13 protein-coding genes and 1 pseudogene are annotated in these 14,608 nt (G+C 71.9%); 11 read left to right on the top strand and 3 right to left on the bottom strand.

The genetic code is table 11. The features are described 5' to 3' along the window. From ACJMNC_RS04145 to ACJMNC_RS04125, 5 genes and pseudogenes are all read left to right on the top strand, one after another. Window positions 1–320 (top strand): annotated as a pseudogene (locus ACJMNC_RS04145) (thiamine ABC transporter substrate-binding protein); the annotation flags it as partial. Next, window positions 317–1,945, top strand: a complete 1,629-nt coding sequence (locus ACJMNC_RS04140; RefSeq protein WP_408946680.1) for an ABC transporter permease — start codon at window positions 317–319, stop codon at window positions 1,943–1,945. The pseudogene ACJMNC_RS04145 and the gene ACJMNC_RS04140, both read left to right, overlap by 4 nt. After that, window positions 1,945–2,994, top strand: a complete 1,050-nt coding sequence (locus ACJMNC_RS04135; protein WP_408946679.1) for an ABC transporter ATP-binding protein — start codon at window positions 1,945–1,947, stop codon at window positions 2,992–2,994. The genes ACJMNC_RS04140 and ACJMNC_RS04135 overlap by 1 nt, the downstream gene beginning before the upstream one ends. Further along, window positions 2,991–3,410, top strand: coding sequence for a (deoxy)nucleoside triphosphate pyrophosphohydrolase (locus ACJMNC_RS04130; protein WP_408946678.1), 420 nt, complete (start codon window positions 2,991–2,993; stop codon window positions 3,408–3,410). Before ACJMNC_RS04135 ends, ACJMNC_RS04130 begins: the two co-directional genes overlap by 4 nt. A gap of 58 nt (window positions 3,411–3,468) precedes the next feature. After that, complete coding sequence (locus ACJMNC_RS04125) at window positions 3,469–3,825, top strand: hypothetical protein (protein ID WP_408946677.1); 357 nt, start codon at window positions 3,469–3,471, stop codon at window positions 3,823–3,825. A gap of 159 nt (window positions 3,826–3,984) precedes the next feature. Here ACJMNC_RS04125 and ACJMNC_RS04120 read toward each other — a convergent pair whose 3' ends face one another. Further along, window positions 3,985–4,161, bottom strand: a complete 177-nt coding sequence (locus tag ACJMNC_RS04120) for a hypothetical protein (RefSeq protein ID WP_408946676.1) — start codon at window positions 4,159–4,161, stop codon at window positions 3,985–3,987. Window positions 4,162–4,298: 137 nt separating this feature from the next. Here ACJMNC_RS04120 and typA point away from each other — a divergent pair, with 137 nt between their 5' ends. From typA to ACJMNC_RS04095, 5 genes are read left to right on the top strand one after another with little or no spacing between them, the layout of a single operon-like run. Continuing rightward, window positions 4,299–6,206 carry a translational GTPase TypA gene (gene typA, locus ACJMNC_RS04115; protein ID WP_408946675.1) on the top strand — a complete coding sequence of 636 codons (1,908 nt, stop codon included), beginning with the start codon at window positions 4,299–4,301 and terminating at the stop codon, window positions 6,204–6,206. 23 nt (window positions 6,207–6,229) lie between these two features. Next, a complete protein-coding gene (locus ACJMNC_RS04110; RefSeq protein ID WP_408946674.1) occupies window positions 6,230–8,200 on the top strand; it encodes an ABC transporter family substrate-binding protein in 1,971 nt (656 codons plus the stop codon). Further along, entirely contained in the window at window positions 8,197–9,054 is an 858-nt protein-coding gene (mshB, locus tag ACJMNC_RS04105) for an N-acetyl-1-D-myo-inositol-2-amino-2-deoxy-alpha-D-glucopyranoside deacetylase (RefSeq protein WP_408946673.1), read from the top strand. The genes ACJMNC_RS04110 and mshB overlap by 4 nt, the downstream gene beginning before the upstream one ends. Beyond that, window positions 9,051–9,449 (top strand): hypothetical protein, encoded by a 399-nt coding sequence (locus tag ACJMNC_RS04100; protein WP_408946672.1) that lies wholly within the window; start codon window positions 9,051–9,053, stop codon window positions 9,447–9,449. The genes mshB and ACJMNC_RS04100 overlap by 4 nt, the downstream gene beginning before the upstream one ends. A gap of 47 nt (window positions 9,450–9,496) precedes the next feature. Then, the gene (locus tag ACJMNC_RS04095; RefSeq protein WP_408946671.1) at window positions 9,497–12,043 is read left to right on the top strand and encodes a bifunctional FO biosynthesis protein CofGH; all 2,547 of its coding nucleotides are present in this window, start codon (window positions 9,497–9,499) and stop codon (window positions 12,041–12,043) included. Window positions 12,044–12,076: 33 nt separating this feature from the next. Here the strand turns inward: ACJMNC_RS04095 and ACJMNC_RS04090 are convergent, their stop codons facing one another. Next, window positions 12,077–12,235, bottom strand: a complete 159-nt coding sequence (locus ACJMNC_RS04090; protein ID WP_408946670.1) for a hypothetical protein — start codon at window positions 12,233–12,235, stop codon at window positions 12,077–12,079. 80 nt (window positions 12,236–12,315) lie between these two features. Continuing rightward, complete coding sequence (locus ACJMNC_RS04085; protein ID WP_408946669.1) at window positions 12,316–13,956, bottom strand: FAD-dependent oxidoreductase; 1,641 nt, start codon at window positions 13,954–13,956, stop codon at window positions 12,316–12,318. Between the two features lie 324 nt (window positions 13,957–14,280). On the opposite strand from ACJMNC_RS04085, the gene fdxA reads away from it, so the two are divergent. Beyond that, window positions 14,281–14,607, top strand: a complete 327-nt coding sequence (gene fdxA, locus ACJMNC_RS04080) for a ferredoxin (RefSeq protein ID WP_408946668.1) — start codon at window positions 14,281–14,283, stop codon at window positions 14,605–14,607. The last annotated feature ends 1 nt before the right edge of the window (window position 14,608 follow it).

Raw genomic sequence — 14,608 nt, 5'->3', positions numbered from 1 at the left:
ACGCCAGTTCACCGGCCGCCACCCCGGGCACCAGCGCCATCCTCTCCGGCTGCTTCGCGCAGATCGAGTACGTCGGGGTGCTGCGCGGTGCGGCGAACACCGAGGGCGCGAAGAAACTGGTCGACTTCCTGCTCAGCACGCCGGTGCAGACGGCGCTGCCGAGCTCGATGTACGTCTACCCGGTGCAGAAGGACATCCCGCTGCCGCGCAGCTGGCAGCAGACCCCCGCGCCCCGGTACACGGTCAAGATGGCGCCGGATTACATCAACGATCACCGTGAAGAGTGGCTCAAGGAGTGGCGCTCCGTCGTGCGCCGATGACGACGCAGCCGGTCCGGTCCGGGCGCGGCGGTCCGGCCGCGGCACTCGGAGCGGCGATCCCACTGCTGTTCACCGCGCTGCTCTTCCTGGCGCCGCTGGCGGCGCTGGCGCACCGGGCGGTCACCGACGCCGACGCCGTGTCGGCGGTCACCGCCTGGCAGCGCACCGATGCCTGGCATCTGCTGGCCGTCACCGCCGGCCAGGCGGCAGCGTCGGCGGCGCTGGCCGTGGTGGTCGCGGCGCCCATCGTCTGGCTCACCGCCACCGTCGCGCTGCCCGGGGCGCTGGCCCTGCGAGTGCTGGTCACCCTGCCCTTCGTGCTGCCCACGGTGGTCGTCGGCGTGGCCTTCCGGGCGCTGCTGAACGGACCGCTCGCCGCGCTGCCGGTGGACACCGGGCTCGGCGCCGTCCTGCTCGCCCACGTCTTCCTCAACGTCGCCGTGGTGGTCCGGGTGGTCACCGGCGTGTGGCAGCAGCTCGATCCGCAGGCGATGGCGGCCGCCCGCAGTCTCGGCGCCTCCCGGCTGCGGGCCTTCGCCGACGTCGTCGCACCGCGCCTGCTGCCGGCGGTGGCCGCCGCGGCCGCCCTGGTCTTCCTGTTCTGCACCACCAGCTTCGGGGTGATCGTCATCCTCGGCGACGGCAAGCTCTCGACCCTCGAGACCGAGATCTATCAGCAGGGCATCGGCTACTTCCGGATCCCCGAGGCGGTCTGGCTCTCGGTGCTGCAACTGCTGCTGGTGGTCGCCGCCCTGGCACTCACCCGGATTCTGGCCGGGCGGCAGCGTCCGGCGCTCAGCGACCGCGGCTGGCCGCCGGCCCGCCCGGACACCTGGCCGCTCCGGTGCGCCGTGGCCGCCGTCGTCGTCTGGGCCCTGGCCTGGCTGGCGACGCCGATCGTCTCGCTGCTGCTGCGCTCGCTGCGGCCCGGCGGCCGATGGTCCCTGGCCGGCTACCGGCTGCTGCTCGGCGAGGCGACCGGGCAGTCCGGGGCCGGCTCGCTCTGGTACTCGGTGACCAGCGCCGTCGCCGCCATGGCGATCGCGCTGACGGTGGGCACCGTGGCGGCGGTGACCCTGGTGCGCGTCCGCGGAGCGGTGGGCGCGCTCGCCGCCGGACTGTCGATCCTGCCGCTGGGCATCAGCGCGGTCACGCTCGGCTTCGGCTATGTGCTGCTCACCGCCGAACTGCCGCGCGAGGTGGCGGCCTCCCCGCTGATCATCCCGTGCGTGCAGGCACTCATCGTCATCCCGCTGGTGATCGGGCTGGTGGCCCCGGCGCTGGCACAGGTCCCCGCCCGCCGCCGGGACGCGGCCGCGGTCCTCGGGGCCGGGCCGGTCCGGATCTTCTGCACCGTCGACCTGCCGATGATCCGGCGGCCGCTGGCCAGCGCCGGCGGCTTCGCCTTCGTCATGGCGATCGGCGAGTTCGGCGCCACCACCTTTCTGGCGCGCGCCGACACCACCACGCTGCCCGTGCTGATCGGCACCCTGATGAGCCGGCCCGGCGCCGACAACCTGGCGGCGGCGATGGCCGCCTCGGTGATCCTGCTCGCGGTGAGCGCGGCGGCGGTGCTGCTGATCGAACTGGCGGCGCCGCAGACCAGGACGGCGGCCCGGCGGTGATGGATGAGAGGACGACGGACGAGACGGGCGAGACCATGCTGGAGCTGACCGGCGTGACCGTCCGGTACGGCGAGCAGACCGTGCTGTCGGGGCTGGACTGGTCGGTGGGTTCCGGCGCGGTGATCAGCGCCCTGCTCGGCCCCTCGGGCTGCGGAAAGTCCACCCTGCTGCGCGCCGTCGCCGGCCTCGAACCGCTGGCCGCGGGCACCGTCGCCTGCCGCGGCCGGGACCTGTCCCGGGTGCCGGTCCACAAGCGTGACTTCGGGCTGGTCTTCCAGGACGGTCAGCTCTTCTCCGGCAAGACGGTCGCGGCGAACATCGGCTACGGGCTGCGGCTGCGCCGCTGGCCGCGGGCGGCGATCGCCGCCCGGGTCGACGAACTGCTCGAGGTGATCCAGCTGCCGGGCGCGGGAAAGCGGCGCGTGACCGAACTGTCCGGCGGCCAGGCTCAGCGGGTGGCGCTGGCCCGGGCGCTGGCCCCGCGGCCCCGGCTGCTGCTGCTCGACGAACCGCTCGCCGCCCTGGACCGGCGGCTGCGGGACGAGCTCGCCGTGGCCATCGCCGAGATCGTCCGGGCCAGCGGCACCCCCGCGGTGCTGGTGACCCACGACCACACCGAGGCCGCGCTGATGGCCGACGAGGTGTCGATCATGCGCGCCGGTGCCATCGTCCAGCGCGACGTGCCCGAACGGCTGTGGCGGCGCCCGGCCGACGACTGGACCGCGGAGTTCCTCGGCGCCGCCGAACTGATCGACGGCGAACTGTCCGGCGGGCTGCTGCGCACCGGCTACGGCACGGTCCCGGCCGGCTGGATCGACGGCGACGACGGCTCGCTCCGGCTCGCCCTCCGGCCGGAAAGCCTGGTGGCGCAACTGGATCCGGCAGGAGACGGGCTGGTGACCCATGCCGCTGCGCTGCCCACCGGGTGGCGGCTGCAGGTGCGGATCGGCGACCGCACGGTCGAGGCCGTGACCGCCCGGGACCTCGCCGTCGGCGACCGGGTCGCGCTGACCCCGGATCCCGAACGGATCGCGGTGGTGGGGCGATGACCGTGGTGGTGGCCGGCGCCCTGATCCGCCGCACCGGGGCGGCCGGCGATCCGCCCGCCGAACTGCTGCTGGCCTGCCGCGACTATCCGCCGGAGGTGGCCGGGCTCTGGGAACTGCCCGGAGGCAAGGCCGAGCCGGGGGAGTCTCCGGCCGATGCACTGATCCGCGAACTCGACGAGGAACTCGGCGTCCGGGTGCGCGCGGGCGGGCGGCTCACCGAGAGTGTGCAGCTGCGGCCCGGACTCACCCTGATCGCGCTGTGGGCCGAGCTCGCGTCCGGCCGGCCGCAGGCCCGCGAGCACCGCGACCTGCGCTGGGTGGACGCCGTCGAACTCGACCGGCTCGCCGCGGCCGGTGCCCTGGTGCCGGCCGACACCGTCTGGCTCCCCGAGTTGCGTGGCGCACTGCGGGGCTGACGGGCGCACCCCGGCGCGGCTAGGCTGTGGCCACCTCACGACCCAGGAGTGTTCGTACATGTCGTTCTTCCCGAAACTCTTCGGCCCGGCCCGCTCGTCGACCGCCCGGACCCCGTGGACCGCCGACACGATCGAGGTCCCCGAGGGCGCCGGTGAGCCGGTGGGCTACGCCCGCATCGACTTCCGCGGAGAGGGCACGGCGACGGTCACCGTGCGCGTCAACGGCGGCGAGGAGCAGACGGTGACCCAGCAGCTCCCGTTCATGCTGGACTATCCGGTCTATCCGCGGGTGAGCACCGAGGCGTCCGCCGATGCCGGCCTGACCGAGCTGACCGGCTCGATCACCATGAACGGGATGATCCTGTCCTACGAGAACGGCCCCCGCCCGCGGGTGAGCTACAGCCACTGGGACTGACGCCACCGGGGCCCGACGCCAGCGGAATCGACGCCCGCCTGCCGTTCCGCCCCGCGGAGTCGGGTCCACCCCACCGACTATTCGGCGGGGTGGAACCAGGTCAGTGGGGCAGAACCAGGTCGGCGGGGTGGAAGCGCGGATCGGGGTGCGGGCCCCGGATCAGGCGGCGCGCGCCTTCTTCAGCGCCTTGGCGGCCTGCTTCTTGGACATGTGCTTGGCGTCCATCTTGCTCATCCGATGCACCACCACCGGGCAGCGGACACAGCGAACCGACTTGCGGCAGCACTTCTTCTTCGGTTTGAGCTGCGCGACCTTCGTCGGATCGACCTTCCCCATGCCTCCAGTTTAGCAGTCCTGACCTGGGCTTCCGGGCGTGCAATCGCGTTCTGATCGGGCGTGCCGGTACCCTTACATAGTTCATTTGCCCGCGCAGTGCGCGTGGCGAGGCCTGACGAATCGAGAGAGAACCCTTAGTGAGCGCAGTAACCAACTTCCGCAACGTCGCGATCGTGGCGCACGTCGACCACGGCAAGACCACCTTGGTCGACGCGATGCTGCGTCAGTCGGGCGTGTTCGCTGAACGTGCCGAACTCGTCGACCGGGTGATGGACTCCGGCGATCTCGAGCGCGAGAAGGGCATCACCATTCTCGCCAAGAACACCGCCGTCCACCGCCGTCAGCCCGACGGCACCGAGTACGTCATCAACGTCATCGACACCCCCGGCCACGCCGACTTCGGCGGCGAGGTCGAGCGTGCGCTGTCGATGGTCGACGGTGTGGTGCTGCTGGTCGACGCCTCCGAGGGCCCGCTGCCGCAGACCCGCTTCGTGCTGCGCAAGGCGCTCGCCGCCTCGCTGCCGGTGATCCTGGTGGTCAACAAGACCGACCGTCCCGACGCCCGCATCGACGAGATCGTCTCCGAGTCGCAGGACCTGCTGCTGGACCTGGCCTCCGACCTCGACGACGAGGCCGCCGAAGCCGCCGAGCTGGCCCTGGACCTGCCGGTGCTGTACGCCTCCGGCCGGGCCGGTGTGGCCAGCACCGAGATGCCCGCCAACGGCAGCGTGCCCGACGGCGACAACCTGGACCCGCTGTTCGACGTGCTGATCAACAGCGTCCCCGCGCCCAAGGGCGACGCCGAGGCCCCGCTGCAGGCGCACGTGACCAACCTGGACGCCTCGCCCTTCCTGGGCCGGCTCGGCCTGGTCCGGATCCACAACGGCACCCTGCGCAAGGGTCAGCAGGTGGCCTGGTGCCGCGAGGTGGACGGCGAGGCCGTCGTCGAGCGCGCCAAGATCACCGAACTGCTGGTGACCCTGGGCGTGGACCGGGCACCGGCCGAGGAGGCCGTCGCCGGTGACATCGTCGCCGTGGCCGGCATGTCCGAGATCATGATCGGCGACACCCTCGCCGACCCGGAGAACCCGGTGCCGCTGCCGCGCATCACGGTCGACGAGCCGGCCATCTCCGCGATCGTCGGCACCAACACCTCGCCGCTGGCCGGCCGGGTCAAGGGCCACAAGCTGACCGCCCGCATGGTCAAGGACCGGCTCGACAGCGAGCTCATCGGCAACGTCTCGCTGCGTGTGCAGGACATCGGCCGCCCGGACGCCTGGGAGGTGCAGGGGCGCGGCGAGCTGGCGCTGGCCATCCTGGTCGAGCAGATGCGCCGCGAGGGCTTCGAGCTGACCGTCGGCAAGCCGCAGGTGGTCACCCGCAAGGTGGACGGCAAGACCTACGAGCCGTTCGAGCACCTGACCGTGGACGTTCCCGAGGAGTACCTCGGTGCGGTCACCCAGCTGCTGGCCGCCCGCAAGGGCCGGATGGACCAGATGAACAACCACGGCAGCGGCTGGGTGCGCATGGAGTTCGTGGTGCCCTCGCGCGGGCTGATCGGCTTCCGCACCGACTTCATGACCGAGACCCGCGGCACCGGCATCGCCAACGCCGTCTTCCACGAGTACGCGCCGTGGGCCGGCGAGATCCGCGCCCGGCACACCGGCTCGCTGGTCTCCGACCGGGCCGGCAGCGTCACCCCGTTCGCGATGATCCAGCTGGCCGACCGCGGGACCTTCTTCGTCGACCCGGGCGACGACACCTACGAGGGCCATGTGGTGGGCATCAACCCCCGCCAGGAAGACCTCGACATCAACGTCACCCGCGAGAAGAAGCTCACCAACATGCGGCAGTCCTCGGCCGACGTGATGGAGACCCTCGCCAAGCCGATGGAACTCGACCTGGAGGGTGCCATGGAGTTCTGCGCCGCCGACGAGTGCGTCGAGGTGACCCCCGAGGTGTGCCGGGTCCGTAAGGTGAATCTGGATGCGTCCACGCGCGCCCGCGAGCGTTCGCGCGCCAAGGCCCGGGACGCGAACGCGTAGACCCGTACTCGATGGGAGAGTCGATGAGGTCCGTGCGCCGACGGATCGCCGCCGCCGCGGTCAGCGGGCTGATGGTGCTGGGCGCCACCGCCTGCGTGGCCGACCCGCCGCCTCCGGTGCGGGAGACCCTGCCCACCCCGCAGAACGGCGAGTACCCGGACGAGCGCACCGTGTACCTGGCCACCGACTCGATCGGGGCGGGGTTCAACCCGCACATCGGCGCCGACCAGAGCACGGTGACCAGTGCGATCGCCGCGCTGACCCTGCCGAGCCCGTTCCGGCCCGTACAGACCCGCGACGGGGTGCGGTGGCGGCTCGACGACTCGCTGATCACCTCGGCGGAGGTCACCTCCACCGAGCCCTTCGAGGTGACCTACAAGATCGTCAACGACGCCCAGTGGTCCGACGGGCTGCCCGTGACCGGCGACGACTTCCGGTATCTGTGGCAGCAGATGGCCCGCCAGCCCAATGTGCTCGGACAGGCCGGCTACCGGGTGATCCGGGACGTGCAGACCGGCGGCGGCGGGAAGATCGTCACGGTCACCTTCGATGCGCCGTATCCGGCGTGGCGGGAGCTGTTCACCGACCTGCTGCCCAGTCACCGGCTGCGGTCGGATCCCACCGGCTTCCAGACCGGCATGGACAAGGGCAAGCCGGTCACCGCCGGCCCGTTCTCGGTCTACTCGATCGACCGGGCGCGCGACGAGGTCCGGCTGATCCGCAACGACCGCTACTGGAGCACTCCGGCCGAACTGGACCAGGTGGTGCTGCGCCGGGCCGGGACACTCCCGCAGACCGCGCAGACCATCCGCAACGGTGACACTCAGATCGCGGCGCTGACCGCGGGGGCGGCCACCGCCGCCGAGATCAGCGCCATCCCGGGGGTGCGGACCAACCGCATCCCGGCGGCCCGTGCGCTGACGGTCAACCTCAACACCCGTTCGGCGGTGATGGCACAGCTGCCGGTCCGCCAGGCGGTGCTGGCCATGCTCGACGCGGGCACCGTCACCGCGGCGGCCGCCGGCGAGGACGTGGTGGACCGCTTCGCCAACACCGTCTACCTGCCGTCGGATCCCGGCTACTATCCGGTCCAGCGGCCGCGGCCCGGGGCCGGCGAGGTGAGCGGCTGGCTCACCGAGGCCGGTTATCAGCGCGGCGTACCGCGCACCCGGCCCAGCAGCGAAGCGCCCGGATCGTCGGGCTCGTCGACCACCGACGAGCCCGTGCCGTCCGACGCCGAGCCGTCCGACGGCGAGCCGTCGGGCAGCACCGCCGCGAGCACCACCACCACCACTACCGCCGCCGAGGCGGCCGACGTTCCGCAACTGCCGTACGGGGTGGCGCCGCTGCAGCGCGGCGGCGAAGACCTGGTCGTGCGCATCGGCGCCGTGAACTCCGATCAGCGCACCATGTCCGCCGCCGAGAACATCGCCGACCAGCTGCGCTCGCAGGGCGTCCGGGCGGCCGTGCGCGGCATGTCCAACACCGCTCTCTACGGCCGGGCGCTGACCTCTGCCGAGGTGGACCTGGTGGTCGGCTGGACGGCCGCCGGAATCGATCCGGCGACGGCACTCGCCTCCCAGGTGGGCTGCCTGGCCCCGCCCAAGGGCACCGAGTCCGGGGCGCACACCGTCGAACCCGAGGACGACCCGGCCGTGGACCGCAGCGTGCTGCCTACCCCGTCGGCATCGGGCTCGGCCGGCCCCACCAGCACCGGTGAGGACGAGGACGCCGCCGATTCGAGCTACATCGGCAACATCTCCGGACTGTGCGACCCGGTGCTGATCGACCTGTCCACCCGGGCGCTCAGTGCGCAGGATCCGGCCGCCGAACTGTCCTCGGCCGAGGAGCTGCTCGCCGCGCAGGCCGTCTACCTGCCGATCTACCAGGACACGAGTCTGATCGCGGTGACCGACCAGGTGACCGGGGTACCGCTGGCCGGGCCGGTCCCGGTGGGCATCTTCGACGGAGCCGGAAAGTGGATGCTGACATGACCGGGCGGCGGATGCTGGTGCTGCACGCCCATCCCGACGACGAGTCGATCATGACCGGCGGCACCATCGCGCGGTATCTCGCCGCCGGTGTGGACGTGAGGGTGCTGACCTTCACCCTCGGGGAGGAGGGCGAGGTGATCGGCGATCGCTGGTCGCGGCTGGCGGCCGACCAGGCCGACCAGCTCGGCGGATTCCGGATCGGCGAGCTCACCGCTGCGCTGGCGGCGCTCAGCCCGCCCGGCCGGCCGCCGCTGACGCCGCGCTTCCTCGGCGGCGCCGGTCGGTGGCGCGACTCCGGGATGGCCGGCACCCCGTCGGCGCAGCGCCCGCGGGCACTGTTCCAGGCGGCGCCCGACGTGCTCGTGCAGACCCTCACCGACGAGATCGTCGACTTCGACCCGCAGGTGCTGATCACCTACGACCAGGCCGGCACCTACGGGCATCCCGACCACAAGCGGGTGCACGAGGTGTGCGCGGCGGCGCTGGCACCGGCCCGCGAACGGCTCGGGCACGGCTGCAAGGTCTACGAATCGGTCACCGCGGCCGGTGCACTGGCCGCGGGTCTGGCCGCCGTCGAGCAGGTGCCCGAGGGCTGGCGGATGCCCGCACCCGGGGAACTGCCCAGCTACCCCGACGAGCAGGTGACCGCCGAGATCGACGTGCAGCCGGTGTACCGGGCCAAGACGGCGGCGCTGGCCGCCCACGCCACCCAGATCACGGTGGCGCCGTCGGGCCGGGAGTTCGCGCTGAGCAACAACATCCTGCAGCCGATCTTCGCCCGCGAGCACTTCATCCGGGTCGACGACGGGGCCACCGGCGCAGTGGAGACCGATCTGTTCAAGGGGCTGGCATGACCGCATCGCCGACGCAGCCGGAGACGGCGACCGAGCCGGAGCCGCCGACGGGCCTGCCGGAGCCGGAGTATCGCCTCGAGTTCGGGCTGCTGGTCCTCTCCGGGCTGCTGCTCGGCGTGCTCACCAGTTTCTTCCTGCTGCTCACGGTGGGACCGGTGCCGGTGCCGGTGACCGCACTGGGCGCCGGCCTGGGCAACCTGGTGCTGCTCTGGATGGCCGGAAAGTACACCAGCGGCACCTGGCGCTACACCCCGATCATGGCCTGGGCCTTCGTCACCGTGCTGGCGATGCTGCCGCTGTTCGGCAACGCCCCGCTGCTCGGCGATTGGCGGCTGCTGCTGGACCTGATCATCGGACTCGGTGTACCGATGACGCTGCTGGCCGTACGGGGCTGAGCGGACGCGTCCGGACGCGAAAGGTGGCCGGGGTTACAGTGGTGGACGTGACCAATGAACCGGATCCGTCGCCGTCGGCCATGCGCCGGGCCCTGCGCCGGGCCAGGGACGGTGCAACGCTCAACGCCGACGAGGCCGCGATCCTGCTCGCCGCCCGCGGCGACGACCTGACCGACCTCTGCTCGTCCGCCGCCCGGGTCCGCGATGCGGGTCTGGACGCCGAAGGCCGCAGCGGGCAGATCTCGTACTCGCGCAAGGTGTTCATCCCGATCACCAGGTTGTGCCGTGACCGATGCCACTACTGCACCTTCGTCACCGTCCCCGGGAAGCTGGCGCGGGAGGGGCACGGCGCCTACCTCGAACTCGACGAGATCGTCGACATCGCCCGCAAGGGCGCCGAACTCGGCTGCAAGGAAGCACTTTTCACCCTCGGCGACCGGCCGGAGGACCGCTGGGATCAGGCCACGGAGTGGCTCGACGCCCGCGGCTACGACTCCACCCTCGACTATGTGCGGGCGGCCGCCGTCCGGGTTCTCGAGGAGACCGGCCTGCTGCCGCACCTGAACCCCGGCGTGATGAGCTGGGAGGAGATCAACCGCCTCAAGCCGGTCGCCCCGTCGATGGGCATGATGCTCGAGACCACGGCGCGGCGGTTGTTCACCGACAAGGGCGAATGCCATTACGGCAGCCCGGACAAAGATCCCGAGGTTCGCAAGCGGGTGCTGGTGGACGCCGGCCGGCTGTCCGTGCCGTTCACCACCGGCATCCTGGTGGGCATCGGCGAGAACCGGGCCGAGCGGGCCGATTCGCTGCTGGAGATCCGTAAGACGCACAAGGCTTTCGGTCACATCCAGGAAGTGATCGTGCAGAACTTCCGGGCCAAGCCGGACACCGCGATGGGCAAGGCCCCGGACGCCGAGATGAGCGAGTTCCTGGCCGCCGTGGCCGTCGCCCGGCTGCTGCTGGGGCCGTCGATGCGGATTCAGGCGCCACCGAACCTGGTGTCGGAGAACGAATGCCGCGCGCTGATCGCCGCCGGTGTGGACGACTGGGGCGGGGTCAGCCCGCTCACCCCCGACCACGTCAATCCCGAGCGGCCGTGGCCCAACCTCGACGCCCTCGCGCAGATCACCGCCTCGGGCGGCTACACCCTCACCGAACGCATCGCCGCTCAGCCCCGCTATGTGCTGGCCGGACCGCCGTGGATCGATCCGCGCATCGCCGCGCATGTGGCGGCGCTGTCCGATCCGGTGACCGGGCTGGCCCGGGACGTGATCCCGGACGGGCTGCCCTGGCAGGAGCCCGATGAGGACTGGTCGGGTTCGGGCCGGGTGGACCTGAACACCGAGATCGACATCGACGGCCGGCGCACCGACACCCGCAGCGACCTGGGCAGCGCCTTCGGCGACTGGGACACCATCCGCGAGCAGGTGCTCGCCCTCGGCGCCGCGGACGCCGGCGCTCCCGAGCGGCTCGATTCGGAGGTGCGCGCCGCGCTGCTCAAGGCCGAATCGGATCCGGCCGGACTGTCCGACGACGAGTACCTGGCCCTGGCGACCGCGGACGGGGAGGGCCTCGATGCGCTGGCAGCGCTGGCGGATTCGATCCGCGCGGACGTGGTCGGCGACGACGTCACCTATGTGGTGAACCGGAACATCAACTTCACCAACATCTGCTACACCGGCTGCCGATTCTGCGCCTTCGCGCAGCGCAAGGGCGACGAGGACGCGTTCACCCTGTCCACCGAGCAGGTGGCCGACCGCGCCTGGGAGGCGCATGTCGCCGGGGCGACCGAGGTCTGCATGCAGGGCGGCATCGATCCGGAGCTGCCGGTCAGCGGTTACGCGGATCTGGTGCGTGCGGTCAAGCAGCGGGTGCCGTCGATGCACGTGCACGCCTTCAGTCCGATGGAGGTGGTCAACGGGGCGTCGCGCTCGGGCGCGTCGATCCGGGACTGGCTCACCGAGCTGCGGGCCGCCGGCCTCGACACCATTCCGGGCACCGCCGCCGAGATCCTCGACGACGAGGTGCGCTGGGTGCTCACCAAGGGCAAACTGCCCACCGCCTCGTGGATCGAGGTGATCACCACCGCGCACGAGGTGGGCCTGCGGTCGAGTTCGACGATGATGTACGGCCATGTGGACTCGCCGCGGCACTGGGTGGGCCATCTGAACGTGCTGCGCGACATCCAGGACCGCACCGGCGGTTTCACCGAGTTCGTGCCGCTGCCCTTCGTGCACCAGTCCTCGCCGCTGTATCTGGCCGGCGCCTCGCGGCCCGGCCCCACCCGTCGGGACAACCGGGCGGTGCACGCGCTGGCGCGGATCATGCTGCACGGACGGATCGACCACATCCAGACCAGCTGGGTGAAGCTGGGCGTGGAGGGCACCCGGGTGATGCTGCGCGGAGGCGCCGACGATCTGGGCGGCACGCTGATGGAGGAGACCATCTCCCGGATGGCCGGCTCCCAGCACGGGTCGGAGAAGACCATCGCCGAACTGCACGACATGGCCGGCGGTATCGGCCGGCCGGCCCGCCAGCGCACCACCGAGTACGTCAAGCTCCCCACCCCGGTCACCCTCCAGGTCTCCTGACCGGACGGGTTCGGGCGGGGGAGCCGGTGCGGGTCAGCCGCGGCCGAACAGGCGCGCGAGCCTGCCCGGCTCGTCCGGGTGGCCCGGGCAGCGCTGGGCCTGCGGGACGCCGCGCATGACCTCGTCGACGTGGCTGCCGCAGCCCTGCCAGGTGATCTTGCCGCAGGTGGGGCAGGTGACTCGCTGACACATGAGGGGTTCTCCTTCGGTCGGGGTCTCGGGAGTTCTGAGTCCCGTGAGTTCTGGGATACGTGCGTTTCGTGCAGTTCGGTTCAGGCCGGGTGCAGGGCCCGATAGGTGAGCAGGCCGCCGGACAGGCTCGCGGCATCGAGCCCGGCCGCCGTCAGTATCCGGCAGGCCAGATACGAACGCATGCCGCTGGCACAGTAGACCCGCACCGGCCGCCCGTCCGCGACCTCGACGATCTCGGCGAGCCGCTCGCGGATCCGGGTGTGTGGGACGGTCAGCGCGCCCGGCAGCCGGTCGCCGGCCACCTCGTCCGGGGTGCGCACGTCCAGCAGCAGAGCATCGGGGTCCGGGTCGTCGCCGGCGTACCAGAGGCGCAGCTCGCCGCCGAGCACGTTCTCGGCGATCATTCCGGCCAGGTTCACAGGATCCTTCGCCGAGCCGTACGGCGGCGCGTACGCCAGATCCAGATCGATCAGCTCCGGGGCGGTCATCCGGGCGGCCAGCGCCGTCGATAGCACGTCGATGCGTTTGTCCACGCCGTCGGCGCCGACGGCCTGCGCACCGAGCAGCAGCCCGTCGCCGGCCCGGAAGTGGATCAGCAGGTGGATCGGCTCGGCGCCGGGGAAGTAGCCGGCGTGGCTGCCCGGGTGCAGGTGGACGGTGTGGAAGTCGATGCCGGCGGCGGTCAGCGCCGGCCGCCCGGCACCGGTCAGGGCGGCGGTGAGCCCGCCGACCCGCACGATCGCGGTGCCCAGCGGCGGCGGGATCGGCCGCGCCGAGCCGGGGGCGAGGATGTCGTCGGCCACCAGCCGCCCGGCCCGGTTGGCCGGTCCGGCCAGGGCCACCGGCCGGCGCAGCCCGGTGACGGGATCGGTGGCGACGGTGGCATCGCCGACCGCCCACACCCGCGGCACACCGGTGCGGCCGTGCTCGTCGACCACGATCGCGCCGCGTTCGGTGGCCACCCCGGCGGCGGCGAAGACCGCGGTGTCCGGGCGCACGCCCACCGAGAGCACGATCAGGTCGGCGGGGAGCGCGGTGCCGTCGGCGAGCAGCACGGTGTCGGCGCCGGGGCCGGGCTCGATCGCGGTCGCCGCGATGCCGTCGTGGACGACGATGCCCAGGCGCTCGAGTTCGGCGCGGACCGGGCCCGCGATCTCGGGCTCCAGCGGCGGCAGCACGTGCGGGGCCAGTTCCACCACGTCCACGGCCAGTCCCTGCCGGCGCAGTCCTTCGGCCGCCTCGAGTCCGATGAAGCCGGCGCCGAGCACCACCGCCCGCGCGGCGCCGTTCTCCACGCTCTCGCGCAGGGCGACCGCATCGCCGACGGTGCGCAGCGTGCGCACGCGGGGCGAGTCGAGGCCGGGCAGCGGCGGCCGGACGGCGGCGGCGCCGGGCGCGAGCACCAGGGCGTCGTAGCCGAGGGTGAGCTCACCGTGGTCGGTGCGCACCCGCACGGTCTGTGAGGCGGGGTCCAGGCCGATCACCTCGTGCCGCACGCGGACGTCCAGGTTCAGTGCCGCATGGAGGGATTCGGGGGTCTGGACCAGCAGGTCGTCGCGGTCGGCGATCTCGCCGCCGACGTAGTACGGCAGCCCGCAGTTGGCGAACGACGGGTGCTCGCCGCGTTCGAGGACGACGATCTCGGCGTCCTCGCTGAGCCTGCGGGCGCGCGCTGCGGCACTCATGCCGCCGGCGACGCCGCCGACGATGACGATTCTCATACTCGGTCCTTCCGCTCCGGTGACATTTATACCCCATGGGGTATTCAAGGGCGAATGGCGGCGTCGGCGACGGCCGGACCGGGCTGTGGCCAGCGCGTATTTTTCCTCTGCGTGCACAAAATTCGGTGCCGGTCGGCGGGCTGCGGCGGTGACGGCCCTGGTGGCGGGTTCGTACCGGTGGGCGCGGGAAGATACGCTGTAGGTCGTGCGGAGTGGAGTCGGCGCGCGGCGTCTGCGCCCGGCCCGGACCCGCCGACGTGCTTTGCCGGAGTCGACCAGCCCTCGGCTCCGTGGCGTGCTGCATGAACTGAAGGAGAGAAGGTCGTGACCTACATCATCGCGGAGCCCTGCGTCGATGTGATGGACAAGGCATGTGTGGAGGAGTGCCCGGTCGATTGCATCTACGAGGGCGGCCGCAGCCTCTACATCCAGCCGGACGAATGCGTCGACTGCGGTGCCTGTGAACCGGTGTGCCCGGTGGAAGCGATCTTCTACGAGGACGACGTACCCGACGAGTGGGAGCCCTATGTGAGCGCCAACGTCGACTTCTTCGACGAGCTCGGTTCGCCGGGCGGGGCGAGCAAGGTGGGCAAGACCGACTACGACCCGCCGTTCGTCAAGAACCTGCCGCCGATGGGCGAAGAGGACTGAC

Origin of the sequence: Gordonia sp. VNK21, from assembly GCF_046098115.1 — a bacterium.
Lineage (GTDB): Bacteria > Actinomycetota > Actinomycetes > Mycobacteriales > Mycobacteriaceae > Gordonia.
The sequence above is the reverse complement of the archived record's forward strand: the minus strand, read 5'-3'. Positions and strand labels throughout refer to the sequence as shown.

Coding starts and splice junctions, on each gene's coding strand:
- ACJMNC_RS04140 (WP_408946680.1), top strand. CDS start 317: ATGACGACGCAGCCGGTCCGGTCCGGGCGCGGCGGTCCGGCCGCGGCA.
- ACJMNC_RS04135 (WP_408946679.1), top strand. CDS start 1,945: ATGGATGAGAGGACGACGGACGAGACGGGCGAGACCATGCTGGAGCTG.
- ACJMNC_RS04130 (WP_408946678.1), top strand. CDS start 2,991: ATGACCGTGGTGGTGGCCGGCGCCCTGATCCGCCGCACCGGGGCGGCC.
- ACJMNC_RS04125 (WP_408946677.1), top strand. CDS start 3,469: ATGTCGTTCTTCCCGAAACTCTTCGGCCCGGCCCGCTCGTCGACCGCC.
- ACJMNC_RS04120 (WP_408946676.1), bottom strand. CDS start 4,161: ATGGGGAAGGTCGATCCGACGAAGGTCGCGCAGCTCAAACCGAAGAAG.
- ACJMNC_RS04110 (WP_408946674.1), top strand. CDS start 6,230: ATGAGGTCCGTGCGCCGACGGATCGCCGCCGCCGCGGTCAGCGGGCTG.
- mshB (WP_408946673.1), top strand. CDS start 8,197: ATGACCGGGCGGCGGATGCTGGTGCTGCACGCCCATCCCGACGACGAG.
- ACJMNC_RS04100 (WP_408946672.1), top strand. CDS start 9,051: ATGACCGCATCGCCGACGCAGCCGGAGACGGCGACCGAGCCGGAGCCG.
- ACJMNC_RS04090 (WP_408946670.1), bottom strand. CDS start 12,235: ATGTGTCAGCGAGTCACCTGCCCCACCTGCGGCAAGATCACCTGGCAG.
- ACJMNC_RS04085 (WP_408946669.1), bottom strand. CDS start 13,956: ATGAGAATCGTCATCGTCGGCGGCGTCGCCGGCGGCATGAGTGCCGCA.